The sequence below is a fragment of the Pseudoteredinibacter isoporae genome (assembly GCF_040372805.1).
GTDB lineage: Bacteria > Pseudomonadota > Gammaproteobacteria > Pseudomonadales > Cellvibrionaceae > Pseudoteredinibacter > Pseudoteredinibacter isoporae_A.
On sequence record NZ_BAABWJ010000002.1, the window covers coordinates 399,447 to 419,273 of the forward strand.

Below are 19,827 nucleotides of genomic sequence, written 5' to 3' on the forward strand. Positions count from 1 at the left end.
ATTAATCATGAAACTCAATAAATTAAGCTTAGTACTGGCATGTGTCTTTATTACAACGCTGACAGCCTGTAATGATCAGGCGCCATCAATCGCCACAGTGAACGGCAAAGGTATTACCGCTGAAGAGTTTGACGCTTTTTTGGCTTACCGTAATTTGAAGCCTAAAGACGATGCCCAGAAGCAAAAGCTTCTGGACGAATATCTTCAGCGTGAAGCACTCGCCGATGCAGTATCCGCCTTGAACGATGACTCAAACCTGGTTAAAGCTGAAATCAATGAGTTGCGCAAACAGGTTCAGATTAATCGCTATTTTGAAACGTATCTTGAAAAACGCGTCGACGAGAAAGCGGTAACCGCTTATTACGATGCTAATCCTGAGGAATTTGAAAAAAAGAAGGTGCATGTGGCTCATATTCTGGTGCGAGTTGGCCCTCTGACCGACGATACCCAGCGTCAGGCAAAGCGTAATACCTTGCAAGAGGCTCAGTCCAAAATACAAGCGGGTATGGACTTTAAAGAAGCCGCCAAGCTGTATTCTGAAGATAAGATTTCAGCAAAAAAAGGCGGCGATATCGGTTGGATTCAAGAAGGCAGCATTGCTCCTAACTTCAGCGAATTGGCTTTTAAGCTACCAGTGGGCGAAGTGTCCAATATTATTGAAACGCCCTTTGGATATCACCTGTTGACAGTTGTGGAAGAACCCAGCGTTATACGCCGTCCCTACAATGCCGCAAAAGGTGAAATTCGATACAAATTGCGCAATCAATACAAGGATGCCGAAATCAGTCGACTGTTGGAAACCACTCAAGTAATGAAAGAGGGCTGATATGGCTATTCGCGGTAAACGCTTGCCTCTGGCGGCATGTGTGCTTGGGCTGTTTCTCGGAGCTTGTGCGGAAAAGCATGAGCCTTTTATTGCCAAGGTTGGGAACAGTACCATTACTCAGGCTCAGCTGGATATGACCTTGGCCAAGGCTTATGGTCCTAACTATCGATCTATTGTCAGTGCTGATGCACGAGCAAATGCGCTCGATAGCCTGGTACGCATGCGAGCCTTGGCTGATGCCCAGCTTGCCAAAATGGACAAACAGGAGCTGGCTCAACTTGAGTTGGAAGTCGAGCGTTACCGAGAAGAGCGTTTGGTAGAAACCTATCTTCAGGAATACAAGATGGGAACACCACCATCCGCTGCCGAGGTCGAGGCTTATTATCAAAGCAACATCGACCGTTTTACGGCGCCAGATAGCTATCACTATGAAATCTTGCAATTCAACGGTGTTGTTGACGAGCAGGATTTAGGTGAGCAATTGCAAAAGCTGTCCTCACAGGCAAGCCGTGAAAACTGGCAGCAAGATTCGCTGCCAGAATCTTTGCGGCATTTACAGTCCAGTACCGCAACAACGCCCGTTTCTGCACGTGTTAGGAATGTCTTATCGCGTTTATCGCCAGGTGAAACTTCCTCTCTGGTGTACATCGACAATGCACCGAAACTGTTTCGCTTGATTTCAAAAAATGACGGCGAGCGCCAGTCTCTGGCATCAGCAACCCGGGAAATACAAAGAGCGTTAACTGTTCAGTCGATCAAGAATTCGGCGAAAGAGGCCTCCGATCAGGTTTTGGCCGATATCAAAGTGGAATACAAATAAAAAGCATTGAAGCATGAGTAATTTACGAATTTTGACATTATTGTGCGCTCTGGTCCTGACATGGTCAGCCCAGTTGAGATCCGAAACTCTCGCGGAGTACCGTTTCGATGAGGGCGCCGGAAATGTGGTTCGTGATAGCTCAAGCGTAGCGGGGCCATTAAATCTGAGTATTCACGATCCGAATGCGGATCAATGGCTGGCTTGTGGCGGTTTAGAAGTCAGTGGTGATATGTCGGTCAGTTCCCAACAGCCCGCAAGCAAAATTCGCAACGGCGTGATTTCCAGCGGCGAAGTCAGCGTTGAAATGTGGTTGAAGCCCTCTGAAGACAGCTCCTTTTTTCTGGATGAAATTGCCAATCTGTCCGGTCCATACAGGGAGTATTTCTGGATTAGCCAGTATGGCCGAGGATATCAGGCTGGTATCAGCATTGATAATGGTTACCGCAGAGGCAATCGCAGAATCCTTTCCAGTGATCCGGCCGGTTCGGGAAGCGATGGTCTGGATCATCTGGTCTTCAGTCACAGCGACAGTGGTTCAATCAGTCTCTATATTAATGGCACCTTGGTTGATGAAGTTCAGGATAACTCTGGTTTGGATCGGCAGTGGAGCCGTGGTAACAATGCCTATTTGTATTTGGCAGATTTGGGTTTCCTCGGTGATCGTTGGCAGGGGCAGTTTCTCTACCTCGCTGTTCACGATGAAAGCTTGGATGCCGCTGAGGTTCAGGCACGTTATGCCAGCGGTGTGCAGGGCAGTTGTAATCGGGCGCCGATTATAAGCGTCGAAGAAGGTGAAACTGTTTCCAACCAGGCGTTTAACCTCACCTTCGATGCCAGCGCCTCCCACGACATTGACGGGGATATTGCGTCTTATCGCTGGACGCTCAATGGTGAGGAAATCGCAACCGACGCCGAGCTGAATTACTTCCTTGATAAAGAAGGTTTACATCGCCTGAAGCTTACAGTGACTGACGATGGCGGTGCCGTCAGTGAGCAAAGTTGGGATGTGCAATTGCTGTCCAGCACATCACCACATCGGGTGGTTGCCGGTTTGCAGGCGATTTATACCTTTGCCGAAGGTCATGGAAGGGATGTTAAAGATGGCTCCGGGCAGGCGCCTCTGATCGATCTGTATCTGGAAGACACCGGTCGCAGTGAATGGATGGCTTGCGGAGGTTTAACCGTAGAAGGCCGAGCACAACTGACATCGAGTAGCGGTATTGAAAAACTCTCGGATTCAGTATCTGACAGTAACGAATTCTCGGCGGAGTTTTGGTTACGTCCATCGCGCTCTCAACCCCGTTACGGAATGCTGGCCAGTATTGCCGGTTCAAATTTTTACCCTGATATGGAGATCTATCAACACCGCCGGAAAATAGAAGTCGAATTTTTCAATGAATGGGGCGGAAGTTCGAGTCTGAAATCCAAAGACAAGCTCAAACAAAACAAATTGAGCCATGTGGTGATCAGTAAAGATAAGAACGGCATGACCTCCATCTACATCAATGGTCGCCAGAGTATTTTACGCCACTTGAGTGGTAGCGACTTGGACTGGGATAAATTTGCTAACCTCCAACTGGTCAGTGGCGATGGGTACAACCGAGGTTGGCGCGGTGATATCCACATGGCGGCGTTCTACAGCCGAGCGTTGTCAGATTTGGAAGTTGATAATAACTACAGTGTAGGCGCCCCTGATAGCTGTGCTGCGAATACCCCCCCGGTTATTGTCAGTGAGCCGGTAACGACAGCGGGAATAGGGCAGCTTTATCAGTATCAGGTTCAAGCAGAAGATGCTGATGGTGACTTTTTGCTTTATGAGTTGCTTACCAAGCCAGATGGGATGGAGATCAATTCAGCAACGGGATTGATCAGCTGGACTCCGGGTCAAAACGGCAATTACGACGTAAAACTCAAGGTGAGCGAATTGTTCACGGGCAAAGGTGTCGAGCAAAGTTATACCTTGAAAGTGGGGGCGGAAGATCGCGATGGTGATGGCGTTCCTGATGAAGACGATGCCTTCCCGGATGATCCGACTGAATGGGCCGATCTCGATGGCGACGGCATTGGTGACAATAGCGACCCGGATCGCGACGGTGATGGCGTTAATAACGATGAAGATGTCTTCCCGAACAACCCCGAGGAATGGGCCGATCTTGATGGCGATGGTATTGGTGACAATGCTGATACGGATCGTGATGGTGACGGTGTACTGAACGATGAAGACGCTTTCCCGAATGATCCGAATGAGTCCAGCGATCTGGATGGCGACGGCATCGGCGACAACAGCGATCCGGATAAAGACGGCGATGGCGTCGACAATGACCAGGATGCCTTCCCGGAAGATCCAAACGAAAGTAACGACCTGGATGGCGATGGTATTGGTGATAACAGTGACCCGGATCGCGACGGCGACGGTGTGCCGAATGATCAGGATGCGTTCCCGAACAATCCAAATGAAAGCTCCGATATAGACGGTGACGGCGTAGGCGATAACGCGGATTTAGACCGTGACGGCGATGGTGTTGCCAATGAAAACGATGCATTCCCGAACGATCCAAATGAATCATCGGATTTAGATGGCGATGGCATTGGGGATAACAGTGATCCGGATCGCGATGGTGATGGTGTTGCCAACGATCAGGATGCGTTCCCGAACGATCCAAACGAATCATCGGATATAGATGGCGATGGTATTGGGGACAATAGTGACCCCGATCGGGATGGTGATGGTGTCGCCAACGATCAGGATGCCTTCCCGAATGATCCCAATGAAACTTCGGATCTGGACGGTGATGGTATCGGGGATAACAGCGACCCGGATCGTGATGGTGATGGTTTCAGCAATGACGACGAAATCGAGCTGGGCAGTGACCCTGATGATCCGAATGACAAGCCTCTGGATACCGACGGCGATGGTATCCCCGACGCACGAGATGATGACAAGGATAATGATGGCGTCGAGAACGATCAGGATGCTTTCCCATTGGATCCAAGTCGTTCCCAGCTGCCAGCCGTAGAACAATTGCAAGCGGTGCTGGCGCCGTTGCAGCAACAAATCAGTATTCAGTGGCAAGCACCCGCGGATACCACCAACATCGACCACTATGTCGTTTCTCGTCAGCTTCATGGGGAAACTTATAGCCAGTTGGCCGATGTTACTGAACTGGAGTATGTCGACAGCAGTGCGATCGCAGGTGAGTTGTATCGTTATAAAGTCGCAGCGGTGACCGCCAATGGTCTGGTCGGCATCGAACAAGAGCAGGAAGTCTTTGCGGGTTTCAACACCAATCTTCCGGGCGGCTTAACGGTGCAGCGGGTTTCGGGCAGCGAGGTTCAATTACAGTGGACAGCGGCTGCCACAGGCATTTTCCAGGTTCACCGCGCTGAAAATGATGGCGACTTCAACTTGCTGGGAGAAGTAAGCAGCAGCAGTTACACGGATGCGCAGGCGCCCTGGCAAAACCGCTATCGTTACAAAGTTCGCAATCTCCAGCGTTATACCCACCCGGTAACGGGGGGCAATGTTGATGTCTTTTCTCCCTTCTCGGATGAACTGAGCATTGACGCCTTACCGGCATTGAGTGTGGTCGTCAAAGAGGTTGTCAAACTGGGTGAAGGGCAGTACCGGGCTATTCATCATCAGCAGGGCTTCTATTCCTTGAATGTGGCCGTAAGTGGGAGTCAGGGTGACGTTAGCCTGGAAGCCGAATCCAATGGCTCACGCGTAACGGCTCAGGGTGGCAATGGCGATTTAAGCTTGCAAGTACCTGTTGAAGGACAAACCGCAACTTGGACAATAACACTCACCGAGCAGGAGATGCCCCAGCGGAGTTTGCAGTTCACTCTCGAATTGGTCGTGGACAATATTGCTCCAGTACTCGCACCGATTGATGACCAGGATGTCCCTGCCGCGAGAACCAGCCTGGTGATTTCCGGACAGGTCAGCGATGACAGCGGTGCCATTGGCAGTGTTTATATTCGTTCTGATCGTTTGGGTGAGCAACAATTCTCAGGTGAAATTCAAGCCGACGGCAGCTTCAGTATTGAAATGCCTATCTTGGTTGGCGTAAACCAGTTAACCGTTTTCGCCACAGACCTTGCCGGGAATGTTGCTCAGCAAAACGTGACCATAAATCGCGAAACCGGGGACCAGCCTTCCATTGCGATCAGCAGTCCAAATAATAATTCCGTGGTTAATACGGAAGTGATTACCGTCAGTGGTTATGTGTACACCCAGTTGCCCGCATCGCAGATACGAATGAGCTTGGGGGATCGAGACTTATTCCCGAGTGATGCACAGGATGGTCGTTACAGCTTCAGCTTTGACAATATCCGTTTGAGTGAAGGCATTAACCAATTGGTAGTAAAAGCCGAAACCTCAGCGGGCAATACCACCGCCAAAGTTAATGTAGAGTATGTGGCGGACGGCAACGGTAGTGGCAATAATGACGGCCCGGTTCTGGTATTTAATGATACAGCCACCGAACGCTTCACTCAAAGGGACTCCCTGGTTATCGCAGGTTGTGTACGTGCGACATCGCTACCGGTTCAATTTACCGTGAACGACGCAGCGATTGCCTTGACTTTCAACGGAAACCAGGCCTGTTTTGACTACTCGGCTAACACCGCCAGCGCCGAATCTGAAGCGTTGAGTTTGTTGTTCCGCGTGGTGGACGCCGGTGCGAAAGAAACCGAGCAGACTATCCGCATAACGAAAGACAGCATTAAACCGAGTTTTACTTTGGAGCAATCAGACCTTCAGTTAAGCCCTGAAGTGAACGATGTCAGCAGTAACCCATTCACCTTGAGCGGCGCGGTACGTGATAAGAACCTGGCTGGTGCAAGCCTTAACGGTGTTCCACTCAAACTCAATCCAGGAGCAAACCCGGAAGAGTCACGCTTTAATACGGCGCTGCAGTTACCGGTAAATGAAGCGAAAAGCGTAACGCTGGAAGCTTGGGATAAAGCGGGCAATCGACAGACCTTGCGCTACGAATTGCGCAGTTCCAGTGCCTATTCGATCGAGTTGCTGACGCCAGACGTTAGCCAGACTCTGGAATTAACCGGGCCAACCGCCAATATTGAAGTCAGCGCTCGTGTGCTGGGGCTAGAGGCCGGGCAAACCGTTGAACTTCAGGTCAATGACGATGCACCACTGACCATGCAACTGGTGGAGACTTTGGCGCGCAGTAATGTAACCCTCGATTTGAGCAGCAATCAACATCGCCTGACATTGCGGATCTTGTCGAGTGCGGGTGAGCAGCTCAGTCAACAGGTCTTCACGTTGACAACTCTGGATCTCAATAGTCTTGAGCTTCAAGTACAAGAGCAAGTCCCGGTAGCCGGCAGTTTGCATAATGAACCAAACGATATTGTGCAGTTGCATTTTAACCGTGCCATTGATCCCGATTTATTAACCGTCACGATTCGTGAAACGGTCAACGGTCTGGATTATGTGCCCCCGAGTCGTATTCCCAAGGATTTCCCTGAACTGGATAACACTAAGGCGATTATTGTTCAGCGAAACCAGGAAACGGTGCCGGGAGAGTTGTCGATTCAGCAGGGGCTCAGCAGCGTCGCGTTTGTGTCCAGTCGTGACTTTGCCTATGGCTCTACGGTTTATGTTGATGTGAGTTATGACGGCGAAGAAATATCGCGATCAAACTTCAAGGTACGTGCCGTACCGAGCTTCTTACATGGCTTTATTCTGGATCAGCGCCAGGAGCCTATTGCAGGTATTGAGGTTTCGCTTCCTTCTCTTGGATTGACGTCCATCAGTGATGTGAATGGCGGCTTCAGCTTTGGCTTTAACCTGCCACCGGAAAAAGCCCTGCGCGCAGGTCGCTATGAAATCGTGTACAACCCGGAAAAAGCATCCCCTCATTATGGCGAAGTGCGTGAATGGGTAACGGTTGAAGAAGGTAAGTTGAGTCGTGCAAGAGCCGTTGTTGTGCCGTTGTTGAACAAGGAAGTACCTTATCGCCCAATTGCCAGCGCTAGCGAGCAGGTCATTCTTGCCAGTGGTGAATTGGAACTCAACTTAAGTCAGGCGCAATTGGAATTTTCTCAATTACGTGACAATGGTTCGGTTCACGTACAGTTCACGCCGTTCCAGCAAATGAGTTACATCGCTCAAACCGGGGCATTGCCTCAATGGGTGTATAACATTCAGCCAGCCGACATTCAGTTACGCGGCAGTTTCAGTGTCCGAATGAAAATGCCGGCTTTCCGTGGCAGTTACGACTACATTCCTCAGGACGATTCACTGGTGGTGATGGTCGGTCTTGATCGAGATTCAAGACGCGTACTGCCGATTGGCGTCGGGCGAATCAAAGCGGGTTGGGTAGAGGCCAGTATTGACAACGCCAATACTCTGGACCAGCTGGGTTACGTCATTGCGTCACCGCCACAACAAGCATTATTACAAGCCTTTTTAGATGGTGAGACCAGTATTCACGCTCTTCGAAATGGATTGGAGCAGGGCAACTAAATGAGCAACAAGATGTTTAACAATTTATTTAAAACGATATCACTTTTCATCTTATTCGCACTGCTGCCTCAGTTCAGCATCGCGGAAGTTGCTAATTTTAAACACCGTGGTTACGTAATGGCCCGTGGCCCTATTTTGGGCCCCAACGACCAGCCAATTCTGGTTGAAGTGGATCAATATGGCGAAGAGCTTCAGGAAATTGGTGAAGTTCATGGCGCGCTGGAAGGGGTGGTCCCGACGTCGGCTGTTGATTATCAAGCCCGTGTTGAAAGTTTTAAGTTATTCAAGGAAAACGCAGATCCGGGCCTTATCAAAGGAGCTTTGGTTCTCAGCACCGTCTCTGAAAACCTTGTCGCGAAGAGTGAATACAAATCCTATTGTGAATCGCTTCCCCAAATTGAAGTGGCCTCTCCGGTAGCGGGCGAACCGCCTGTTAAAAAAGACGTTCCTTGCCCGGACGTTAATTCGTCCACCATTAAGAGTGTTTATTTTCGGTCAAGCGATACCATTGTTGATCCAGATGTTCTGGGGCCAGAGGGGCCAATTCTGTTTCAGTCCACCATCGACCTGCGTAATTATGAAGACCTCAGTGAAAGTGCTTCCGACTCTTACGTTACTGTTTTGCTTAAGAAAAACGGCGACATCGCCCGTGAGGCAAAAGGGGGGCTGTTCAGAAATACCGTCACCTATAAGTGGGGTGAATTCCTTGAAGACGGCGAAGGCGGGGAAAAAGCGTCTCGCACCTTGTTTAATCAGGAAACCCACGACGCCGTTATTAAACCTATTCCTGGGGTAAGAGTGTTCAACTCTTTGGCGAACGAGGTATCTGTTACTACCGGGGAATACGGTGAGTATCGCCTGAATATGTATTTGCCGGTGTGGGACTGTGATTCCTTCTCATTTGACGGGCAAATGATCGCTGAAATTCCCTATCGAAATTTCAATCCCAAAACAAAAAACATTCTTTCAACGGGCTTCTATAACGCTGTTGCCAATACCTACGATTATTACATACCAACAAATTTTGATTTCTGTTACGGCTGGAGCCCAGCTTACCAGCGACAGCGAGCAAACGTCGTGGCGATTCTCGCAACCATTGCCGTACCCATTAAAAGTCGAACAGACCTGAGAGTGGATTCGATCATTCTGACCGGTGAGGGCAGTATTGACGTTGAAGTGGAAAGCACTGCTTACGATCAGGAACGTGCCCCGGTTCAGGAAATCGATCCTGCTAACAATGTGCTGCACTACGATTTTGATGGTGATCGTAACCTCGATATCGCCGTGTTGTATCAGGGGAAATATTACGTCTACCTGGGTGGACGTCCGCCGAAATACGATACTGAAGTTCCCGATAAGCCCATTGAGGAAGATCTGGTTCGTCTTGCCGACCACTTGCCGGATTTCCAGGATCGAGGCTTGTTGAAAAGCATCTCATTGGAAGACCTTCAGCAAACCGATATTTATGTGTTCCGTGCTTCGACCGGGCAGCTTATTCATGAGCGAATTGGTCTTGAAGAGGAAGAGTTTCAGCCGTTCAATATTGTTGGAGCTGATGAAGAGAACACAGAAAGCGCCAATTTCTATTATAAATTTTTGATTCGCGGCCCCACTTTTCTTGAAAGACATACCGGCTCACTGGAAGACTGGTGGAGCAAGACCGGTATTAAGATCGAACTGTTTGAAGGGCGTAAAGCCGATTACCTGCGCATGGGCGAGCGTGTTCAGATTGTTGCAGTAAACCGGGCCACAGGCTATGTGGGTTCGGTAACCTCTGTTCTGGAGCATTCGCAGCTCGATCAAGGCACCAGTATTGCTGTGGATATCAGCAAACTGGTATTGCGCCCACCCAATCTGAAAATTCGTGCAGAGCGCACAAGCCGAACCGAGCTGGGTCTTGATAAAGGTGAAATTAACCGCTACTTGATTGGAGGCGAGGGCTCTGCCCTGAGCGACGATACCTATATTAAGATTGATACCGAGTGGTTTGACCACGACGGTAACACTCTGCCTTCAGAATTGCCGGGTTACAGTGCCATGCTGGCCAAAGTGGTGTCGCCAGGAAAACTGGCGAAGGATGCCGCCTGTGGCAGTCAGCTGAATACCATTGAAATCAAACCAGGTGTTCACCCTCAGCTGCTCAAATTAAGCGGCAGCTGTGATCTGCAAAATGAACATTACTATCTTTACGTTTGCGGTCACAACATCGACAGCGAGGGTAAAGACCAGTGCTTTAACTTTAACGGCGAAGGCGGCCGCCCAAGTGTTTATGTACCTGTACAAGTGCCGGTTTACGATGAGATAGCCACTCGTCAACGTCAGAACGCCCATGAATATGCTCGTCAAGACGATTTGCTGAGCGAAGCGGAACGCAACCGAGAACCAGAGCCGGTTTACCGTTGGGCTTACCGTCCGGAAATGCAATTCAGTGTCTATGGTTTGAAGGTTGACGCGGTCAATTCCTACGATGTTGATGGAGCCCCCCAGTATCTGGATTTACGTGGGGAACGCGTTGCAGAAATTGGTGCCCAGTCCACAAGCCATGTGGAGGTTCTGCATGATCTGCTGACTTCACCAAATGGGCCTCTTTCGCTGTTTTCACCAGACAAGAAATTGGTATTCGCGCTAGGTGAGCACGAAATCGAAGCTACAGCGGGTGAATTCAATCGCGTTGTGTTTGACAACATCGAACATCTATCCAGCCTGAGTGCTTCCGATCACATTACTTTGCGCCTGTTCGATAATAACGATACCCATAATATCCTTTGGCAATACACCTTTAGCCCGGATTACAGCGGCCGAAGTACCTTTACACGCAGTTACATGCGTGGAGTAGACACCATTGCGAGCCGTGTGGGCAGTTATAGAATCTACGACGTTGATGTAGAGAGCCCGTCAAAAGTTACAGTGAAACTGTATGACCATGAAGAACGTTTTGAACGTGACCTCATTGGTGAAACGGATATGGATGCGGGCGTTCATCAGTTCTTGATGACTCGTGAAGATTTGGAAGAGTTTGTGCCGCGTGCCGGTGAAACTGACCTGCATATGCGAGTCATTGTGACCCCAGACAACGGCGATCCAGAAGTCGTTGTGCAATATAAAATTGAACTGAACGAAAGCATTTCGGGCGATTTACTTGGGCAGATTATTGAACACGACACCCTGATTCAACGCGGTGCGCTGAGCATACAGCGTCAAGATATAAGCCTCGAAGGCTTAGGCCCGCAGCTAAACTTCATTCGTAGTTACAGCAATGAAGCTAAAATTGAAAATTCGCAAGGCGTTATTGGCCCAGGTTGGACTCATAATCACAACCTGTTTGTACAGGTGATGCGATATTCTGACGGAAATCAACCCTATGGTGACAACCTGCCAAGCTGGGTGAAGGATACCCGCGATGAGCTGGATGATGAGAAGCCGAAACTGTTGTTGAAAGCTGAGATGGAGGCACTGAAGACGCAAGCCGTGTATCCAAGCTTGGTCACCGTCAGCAACGGCGGTATCTTTTATCGAACAACATTAGCGAGTGATTGGGTTCCCCAGCGGGGGCGCCATGGCGAGCTGACGACAAACGAAGATGGGTTCTGGTTATACCGTTCCAAAGACGGGACCGAATATCATTTTGAGCAATTCGACGAAGCCAAAAGTCGTTTGATGCTTGATCGAGTAGTCGATCGAAATGGGAACACCTTGACCTATGAATACACTTCATTGGGTGGTGAAAAGCTTGTTTCTACGGTTACTGATGCAACGGGACGTACCCTGAACTTCCGCTATGGTATTCACAATTACGCACCACGTCTGGAAACCGTCAGCAGTTCGGTTGGTATTCAACTCAACTTTGAGTATTTCCCCAATGGTGATCCGATGGCAGGGTTCCTCAAAAGCTTCAACCGTGAAGACTTCGTTGAATCCTATGAATATGAAGTGGTGAACCCAGACCCTGCACCCAATTTAGTCGCTGTGACTGATGCCAACGGACGCCGCCAAAGTTATGAGTACTTTCCGTGGAATGGCTCTCCAGCACATATGAGGGCTCGAGTGCCAGGACTTGTGCCGAGTGATCTGGTGCGCAAGGTTACTTACCCCGGTGGGGATGTTGCTGAGATTAAATATCCAGAAGGCAGTGATAATGTACGTGAGGTCGTTGATCTACGCGGTAATACCACTCGCTACACGCTTAATGCCCATGGTAATCCGACTCTCATTGAGGAACCGGAAGGACGTGTCACTGAGTTTGACTGGAGTGTTGATCTCGGTGAACCTGATAACGTCATGCGACGCAAAAAAGATCGCTCCATCGATGCAGAATGGAGCTACGAGTACGATGTAAAGGGTAACCTCACCAAAGAAACGGACCCCTTCAATAACAGCATGATCCAAAGCTGGGATCAGCGTTTCTCCGTTTTACTCACTCGCAAAGATAAAAACGGCGTTGAATACAGTCAGACATTGGACGACAAGGGCAATGTAACTGCAACAACGCTTAGCCAAAAGGTAATTGGCGAGGCCGGGGGCAGTGGCAGCACTATCAACGAAAGCGCTAGCTACGACAGTAAAGGTCAGAAACTAACAAGCACTGATGGACGAGGCAATGTCACGACCTATAAATACGACGTTTACGGCTATCTGAAAGAAAAGAAAGAAGCCTTGGGCAGTGTAACGAGCTATCAATACACCGATCGTGGCTTGATGACTCAAAGCACCGACCCCAACGGCAATATCAGCCGCTTTGAATACGACAAGCTCGATCGGTTGACTAAAAAGATCGATCCGGTCGGCAATACCGTTGAGTATGTCTATGACAAAAAAGGCAATAAGCTCAGCGAAACCAGTCGCGACAGCTATCTGGATCAAAGCCGCCGTTTATTCCTGAGCTATCAGTACGATGAACGCGACCGCGTTGTTTCAGTAACCCGCCAGGGCAGCAACAATACTGAAAACTACGACGGCCGCATGCGCTACAGTTATGATGCCAACAGCAACGTCTTGCGTGAAAGCGATTGGAAAGGGCAGTTCACCGAGCATGAGTATGACGATTTAAACCGTCGCACCCAAACCACCAACGCCCTCGGCGACGACATGAGCTACGCCTACGAATTCACCAGCAGTGGTTTGCGCAAAACCATGGTGGATTACGAAGGTCGTACGACGGTTGAGCAAATGGACAAGCTGGGCCGCAAAACCTCTGTGGCCCTGCCGTTAAGCTTCAGTCGCAGTTATGAGTACGACAAAACCCAAAATCTTCTGGCTCAGACCGACGAAAACGGCAATCGAACCCGCTTCAGTTACAACGAACGCTACCAGAAAATTGCCCAGCTCGACGCGCTCGACGGCGTATACCTTTGGGAGTATGACGACGCCGGTAACCTGAGCGCCACGGTTGATGAAGAAGGTCGTCGCAGCACTTACACTTACGACGATCAAAATCGCATGACCGCCAGCACCGATGCTGCGGGTCGCGACAGCACTTACGGCTATGATGCCAATGGCAACTTGACCAGCGAAACTCGCCCCTACGACTTCGCGTTCAGTTACCGCTACAACGCCTTGAATCAACAGGTGGGCATCACCAACCCCGATGGTGGTGAAGAGAGCAAAACCTACACCAACGATGGCTTGCTGGTCCGCCATCAAGACGCCGAAGGTCGAACCAACACTATGGTTTATGGCCCTGAACAGCGCCTCTATGAAAGCACCGATCCGGTCGGGCGCAAAACCGCGCAGAGCTTTGATCTGAACGGCAATGTATTAACGACCACTCTGAGCCAGAGCGGAGAAGGTCCGCTCACTAGCAGCAACAAAGCCTATACTTACGATGCTTTGAATCGCAAGCTGAGTGTGAACGAGGCTAATATTCGCACCACTAACTGGGAATACGACAAGGTGGGCAATGTCTTAAAAGTCACTCGCCCCAATGGTCGCGAAACCAGCTCCAGCTACGATGATCTCAACCGCGTGCTGACGCTTACCGATGCCAAAGGCGGCATTACCCGTCAAAGCTACGATGGCGTCGGTAATGTACTAAGCCGTACCGATCGCAGAAACTTTACGTACAGCACTGAATACGATGCCCTGCATCGTCCGACCCTGAAAACCGATCCGCTCTCCCAAACCGAGCGCCTGGTGTATGACAAGGTCGGCAATATCACTCAGCTGACCGATAAGCGCGATATTGTGACCACCACCACCTACGACGGCATTAATCGCCCATTGGTGGAAACCCGTGGCGGCATTCGCCTGAGTACCCGCAGCTATGCCGGTAGCGGTGGACGTGAAACTCAAACGCTGGTCGATGCTAACGACAATACCTTTGTTACCGAAAAAGATTTCCGGGGCAATACGCTCTCATTAACCTTTGCGGATAGCAGTGTTCAGAAGCAACGCTATGACCTTTCCGGTTTTATGACCGAAGAGGAAGACGAATCCGGCTTTATCACACGTTACAATTATTTTGCCGATGGTCGGGTAGCCAGCAGTCAGAACCCGGAAGGTGAAACCACCAGCTATCGTTACGATCTGTTTGGTAACCAGCGTCAGATGACCCGCCCATTGGGTGCTGTGCAACATCGTGATTACGATGCGCTCAACCGTTTGGTACGTGTTAGCGATGCCCTCAACCAGCAAACCCAGTTCCAGTACGATGCCAACGACAATCTGCTGGTGCAAACCATGCCGGGTTCGGCACCGGTTAACTTCACCTACGATGTACTCAACCGTCAGCTCAGCCGTGAACACGGAAGCTTAACGAGCAGTTACGAGTACGACGCTGAAGGTAATCTGACCAAAACCACCGACCCGAAAGGGCAGGTGTTCAGCCAGCAGTTTGATCAGTTGGGCCGCCTCCAGCAGCAGGATTTCCCATCGGGGAGTGACCTAAGCAGCGTAACCACCAGCTACGATGGCAACAACAATCCGCTGAGTGTCAGTGAAACCACCAATCGCGGTACCGAGCTGTACAGCTATGCCTACGATACTCTGGATCGCCTCACGCGCAGCGAGCAACGTGGCCAGGTATTAACCTATCAATACGACAATAACGGCAACCGCACCCAGCTGGTTTCCCCCGGGGGCAGCAGCGATTATCGTTACGATAACCGTAACCGTCTGAGCGAAGTTCAGTCCGGCAGCGAAATCAGCCGCTATCACTATCTGGCCAATAGCTGGTTGGAAAGGGTAGAGAATGCCAATGGCAGCCAGGTGGCGTATCAATACGATAACGCCGGCCGCGTGGTGGATATCCAAAACAGCCTGGCCGGTGGTGGCTTACTGTCGAGCTTTGCCTATCAGTACGACAACAATGGCAACCGTACCCAGCAAATTGAAGTGCAAAACGGCTTTGCCGATACCCAAAGCCTGACCACCACATACAGCTACGATACCTTAGATAGACTGACCAGCTATACGGAAAACGACGGCAGCGATACTAAAGAAACGATTTATACCTATTTCCCAAGTTACGACCGTAAATCCGAAACCGTCACGGTGGGCAGCCAAACCGAGCGTCAGCGCCAGTATGTGTATGACAACATCAATCGCCTGACAAGCATCTCCGAAGCCGCGGGCGGTGAAATCAGCTACCTGTACGACCGAAACGGCAACCAGCTGAGCCGCACCGATACCATCGACGGTGCCAATGACAGCACCTTGTTCACCTACAACAGCCGAAACCAGCTGACTCAGGTGCAAAACGGAGCGCCCGGCAGCGAAGCCAGCCAGGGGCAAAACCACTATGACTACCGCGGCATGCGTATCCGCCAACTGGGCTCATCCAGAGGGGATATTGAATACCTTTACGACCAAAAGAGCATCGTAGATGAACTGCAATCCGGTTCCACGCTCGCCCACTATACCTATGGCGACAGGCTCTTAAGCCTCAACCACAGCGGCGAATCCCAGTTCTATCACTACGCAGCACTGGGTACCACGGCCAACCTGAGTGACAGCGCCGGGCAGGTAAAGGTCTCGTACCGCAGTGATGTCTTTGGTAGCATTAGCAAGCAAGAAGGTACGAGTGTTAACCGCCAGGTATTTACTGGCCAGGAGCATGATGAGAATACAGGCTTAATTTACTTCGGCGCACGCTTCTACGACCCAGCGATTGGCCGCTTTATGACCCAGGATACGTATCTGGGTGAAAGCAATACGCCACCGAGTTTGCATCGCTATTTGTATGCCTATAGTAATCCGACGGTTTATATTGATCTTCATGGTTATAAATCCGTCTTTGGTGATGCTAATGAGCAGCTTGATAATTTTAATGATTATCTGGATAAGCAAAATGAATCTGCTGATAATGCTGGCGCTGCGGTTGCGATTGGCGTTACCAAGGCAGTTGTTAAACTTGGACAGTCGTTAAATGGTGCCCTGGATACCGCGGCCAACCTGGCACAGGTTGCAGCGGGTGTTGATGACCAGCAAGTTCGGGACGAATTGGCAGCCACAAGAGGCGCTGTCACTAACGCTATCGACTTTGCGTTAAACGCAGATAAAACCGCAGCCGTTAAGAATCTACATCAGCAAGCGGTTGATCGTACTTCACAAGCCTTCAGTGGTGATGTATCGGCTATTGCGGATGTATCAGGAGCAGTTTCTGGTGCGGCGGCGGGCTTAAGACCTGGAGGAATGCCGAGGATCAACCGAGGTCCGACGGTTGTTGGTACGGCCAAGGCTGCTGCTCAAACAGCGCAGAGTATTGCAAAGTCTAAAGTTGTTAGCAGTGCAGTGGCTACGGCAGAAAAAGCCATAACATCAGGTGGAGAAGCGGTTTCTAAGCTAGCAGGTGCGGCGGCTGTAGGTGCTAAGGAAGCTGTTGGTAAGGTTGCTCAATCATTAAAGTCTTTTAGAAAAACTAATGTTCCAGACACTACGCAGTTGAGTCGTGGAGAAGCCCTCCGGCAAAAATATAGCCACCTTTCAAGCAGCGAACGAAGAGCAGTTATCAATGAAAGGCTGGAAGGGTACGCTGCTAATAGGTTAGATGCTTTAGAGCAATCTATACCAGGGGCTCATTTCAAAGGCAGGCACGGAGCTCAAACAACATTGAGTGATCAGTTTGAGCGTGCTGTAAATGGAATAGACCCTGTTACACAGCAAGCACGCTACCGTAGAAATGGAAACTTGGTTACTCCCAACTCAACAAGGTTTTTAAGTCATAGGGACCAATACAACGCGATTCAAAGAGCCACAACCATTTACCAGAATACTGGCAGTAAGGTTTTGGCAGAGCGACCTATTATATTTAGGTCGCAGGCTGGTGAAGGGTTTTACGGCGGCACTGGAGCGTATGATACTTCGTTTAGTGCCCAAGTTTGGTTTAATCGAAATGCAGAGCCAATAACGGCCTTCCCAATTCTTGGACAGTAATCAGAGGTTTTAGTACGTGTCTAGAAAATTAGATATTTCAGCAGTAGTCAGTTTAATCAAAGATTTTGATTCAGAAATGCTCAGTGATGAGGATTGGGATCGACTAAAAGAAGTCGATCCTAGCCAAGAAGCGCAAATTTTAGAGATGTTTCAGGAGTTCATCGTTTCCGGTTATGAAGCTATGGATTCAAAATCGAAGAGCTTGATTAAAGATAGTTTGTATGGCGTTTTGTCTTCACCTGAGTTTGATTATTCAAGTATCTTAGATTCGGTTGAAATGCCATTTGAGTCAATAGAGAATCCAAGGAGTTTCTTTTTATTGTTGTGGTTTGCAATTTTTAGAGAGCAGTTCACCGGATAGCAAGTTGTTCCAAACAGCAATAGTTTGAAGTTTAACTCTCAAGCTGATCCGTTGTTGGATTCAATGGGGCCAGCTCAGCTAAGTCACCCTGCTGAGTACAAAGCCATACTTAATGATCTTGAAGTTAATAATGTTTCAATTAAATATGGTGATGATTCGATAGCGTTCTCTCCAAATACGGCTGGAGGACCATTAGGCAATGAAATACTTTTACCAAATGAGTTTTCTATATCAGCTTTGAGGCATGAATATGGACATTTCTTGGATCACCAAGCATTAGGTTCTCCACGATATATAGAGTACTTCAAAAAGCCCGAGTTGATTCTTTCCACAGAAAGAAGGCAGTATTTGGGTGAGATTCGTACGGCCAGGGAGATTGGTGATACGAGTGCAAGAAGAACTCTCATTGAGAACTACCTAAATGAGAAAAACTATATCATTGATCGGTATTATCAGCGGCCATATGGCGGCAAAGTCGATACCACTACGGTAGGAGGCAACTAATTATGTATATGCCAGTAGATCCGAATTCGATTGATGGTATGTGGGATAAGCTTTTGCAAAGTTTATCCTCTCAAAAAAGCTGCGTAGTTGTTTCTGACGGTCAGGCAAGTGATAAGCCAATAGACCAGAACCTTAGCTATGAAGAAGCAGAAAGTTTGCTAGCAAAGCTCAAGTCTAGAGAGTATGTGAGGATTGGTAGTTCTCGAATGAATCCAGTTCCAGCGCACTTTGCGATTGAATTCACGGATAGCACCGGTCGGCTTATGGAACTCATTTCTTTGGTATCAGAAGTTGATCGTTTGAGAAACGATGTGTCTTTGGTATGTCAGTTCTCATTCTTTGAGAATAAGAAGCTGGAAAAGCTGGTCATACCCTTTGTTATACATGGCGTCGAGGATCCTGAGTTGAAATTTGAAGTTGATGATAGCACCGGAGCAACGGTAGCCTATAGAATTTGAGTTGAGCTGATTGAGGAACAACTTGATCTTACTCAGTTGTTCCAAACAATGCTGCGCCAGGGCCAGTTAACTTTATGGAAGGGTCGGATCGGTTCTTCCTAAATGCGTCGAAGCGCCCTGATATTGACCCTGATGGATATTTTGATGTTGTGGCGCACGGCTCGCCCAACAAAATTCAAATAGAAACTCCAAATGGCCCAGTCTTAGTTGATCATCGAACGGCAGGACGTTTGATAGAGCAGCAACCTGGCTACAATGGGCAAAATATTCGATTGTTCTCATGTAGCACTGGTGCTTGTGATACAGGCTTCGCTCAAAATCTCGCTAATAAATTAAATGTTGAGGTTCAGGCTCCAACGGATCTGCTTTGGGCTTATCCGAACGGAAAAACTTTGGTTGCACCAAAAGCACCGAATGGACAGCCAAACCTAAATAACCTTGGCGAGATAAAGACCTTTCTACCAAAGAAAGGCCAGTAGTTGGTAGGAGTGATTTATGAGTGATATAAAAATATGTGAGGAGTGCGGTGCGGATACAGAATATCGAGTGGAAGGGAGTACAGAGGGTTTTTTCTGTACTCAATGTGATTGGGCATTAGTGACTACTCGAATTTCTGAGATCGCTCAGGATATAACTAAATACAAAATGTATTTGTTATTTGCTGACTCAAAAAATAAAGAGCAACTTAAGGCTGTTTCTGAGATTGCTAATGTTAATTTTTTACAAGCGAAGAAAATGTTTCAAGAAGATCGAGCGTTGATTGTAGAAGATGAAGCGTTGTCTATAGACAACGCTAGAAAGTTATTCGATACATTGTCTATTAGGTATGAGATAGAGCCTAACTTTCCTTATTGATATTAAAATCCCAGCTGTAAAAAGCTGGGATTTTTGTTTAAGGATTAGTTGTTTGTTGTTGCTCCGCAGTAAGAACCAAACATCCCTCCATAACTCTGACGGGCACTGTCAACTTAAAGTCGAAACTCAGTCTAAACGCGTATT

9 protein-coding genes are annotated in these 19,827 nt (G+C 48.9%); all 9 read left to right on the plus strand.

What is annotated here, in order from left to right:
* The first annotated feature begins 7 nt into the window (after positions 1–7).
* Positions 8–826 (plus strand): peptidylprolyl isomerase, encoded by an 819-nt coding sequence (locus tag ABWW03_RS08115; protein ID WP_353407568.1) that lies wholly within the window; start codon positions 8–10, stop codon positions 824–826.
* 1 nt (position 827) lies between these two features.
* Complete coding sequence (locus tag ABWW03_RS08120) at positions 828–1,646, plus strand: peptidyl-prolyl cis-trans isomerase (protein ID WP_353407569.1); 819 nt, start codon at positions 828–830, stop codon at positions 1,644–1,646.
* Between the two features lie 13 nt (positions 1,647–1,659).
* Positions 1,660–8,136, plus strand: a complete 6,477-nt coding sequence (locus ABWW03_RS08125) for a LamG-like jellyroll fold domain-containing protein (protein WP_353407571.1) — start codon at positions 1,660–1,662, stop codon at positions 8,134–8,136.
* Positions 8,137–17,505, plus strand: a complete 9,369-nt coding sequence (locus ABWW03_RS08130) for an RHS repeat-associated core domain-containing protein (RefSeq protein ID WP_353407573.1) — start codon at positions 8,137–8,139, stop codon at positions 17,503–17,505.
* A 16-nt stretch (positions 17,506–17,521) separates the two neighbouring features.
* Positions 17,522–17,866, plus strand: a complete 345-nt coding sequence (locus tag ABWW03_RS08135) for a hypothetical protein (protein WP_353407575.1) — start codon at positions 17,522–17,524, stop codon at positions 17,864–17,866.
* Between the two features lie 24 nt (positions 17,867–17,890).
* On the plus strand, positions 17,891–18,370 hold the full coding sequence (locus tag ABWW03_RS08140; protein WP_353407576.1) for a hypothetical protein: 480 nt from the start codon (positions 17,891–17,893) through the stop codon (positions 18,368–18,370).
* 2 nt (positions 18,371–18,372) lie between these two features.
* Positions 18,373–18,828, plus strand: coding sequence for a hypothetical protein (locus ABWW03_RS08145; protein WP_353407577.1), 456 nt, complete (start codon positions 18,373–18,375; stop codon positions 18,826–18,828).
* 74 nt (positions 18,829–18,902) lie between these two features.
* On the plus strand, positions 18,903–19,307 hold the full coding sequence (locus ABWW03_RS08150; protein ID WP_353407578.1) for a hypothetical protein: 405 nt from the start codon (positions 18,903–18,905) through the stop codon (positions 19,305–19,307).
* A 16-nt stretch (positions 19,308–19,323) separates the two neighbouring features.
* Positions 19,324–19,683: a hypothetical protein gene (locus ABWW03_RS08155; protein ID WP_353407579.1), complete on the plus strand. Its 360-nt coding sequence runs from the start codon at positions 19,324–19,326 to the stop codon at positions 19,681–19,683.
* Positions 19,684–19,827 lie beyond the last annotated feature (144 nt).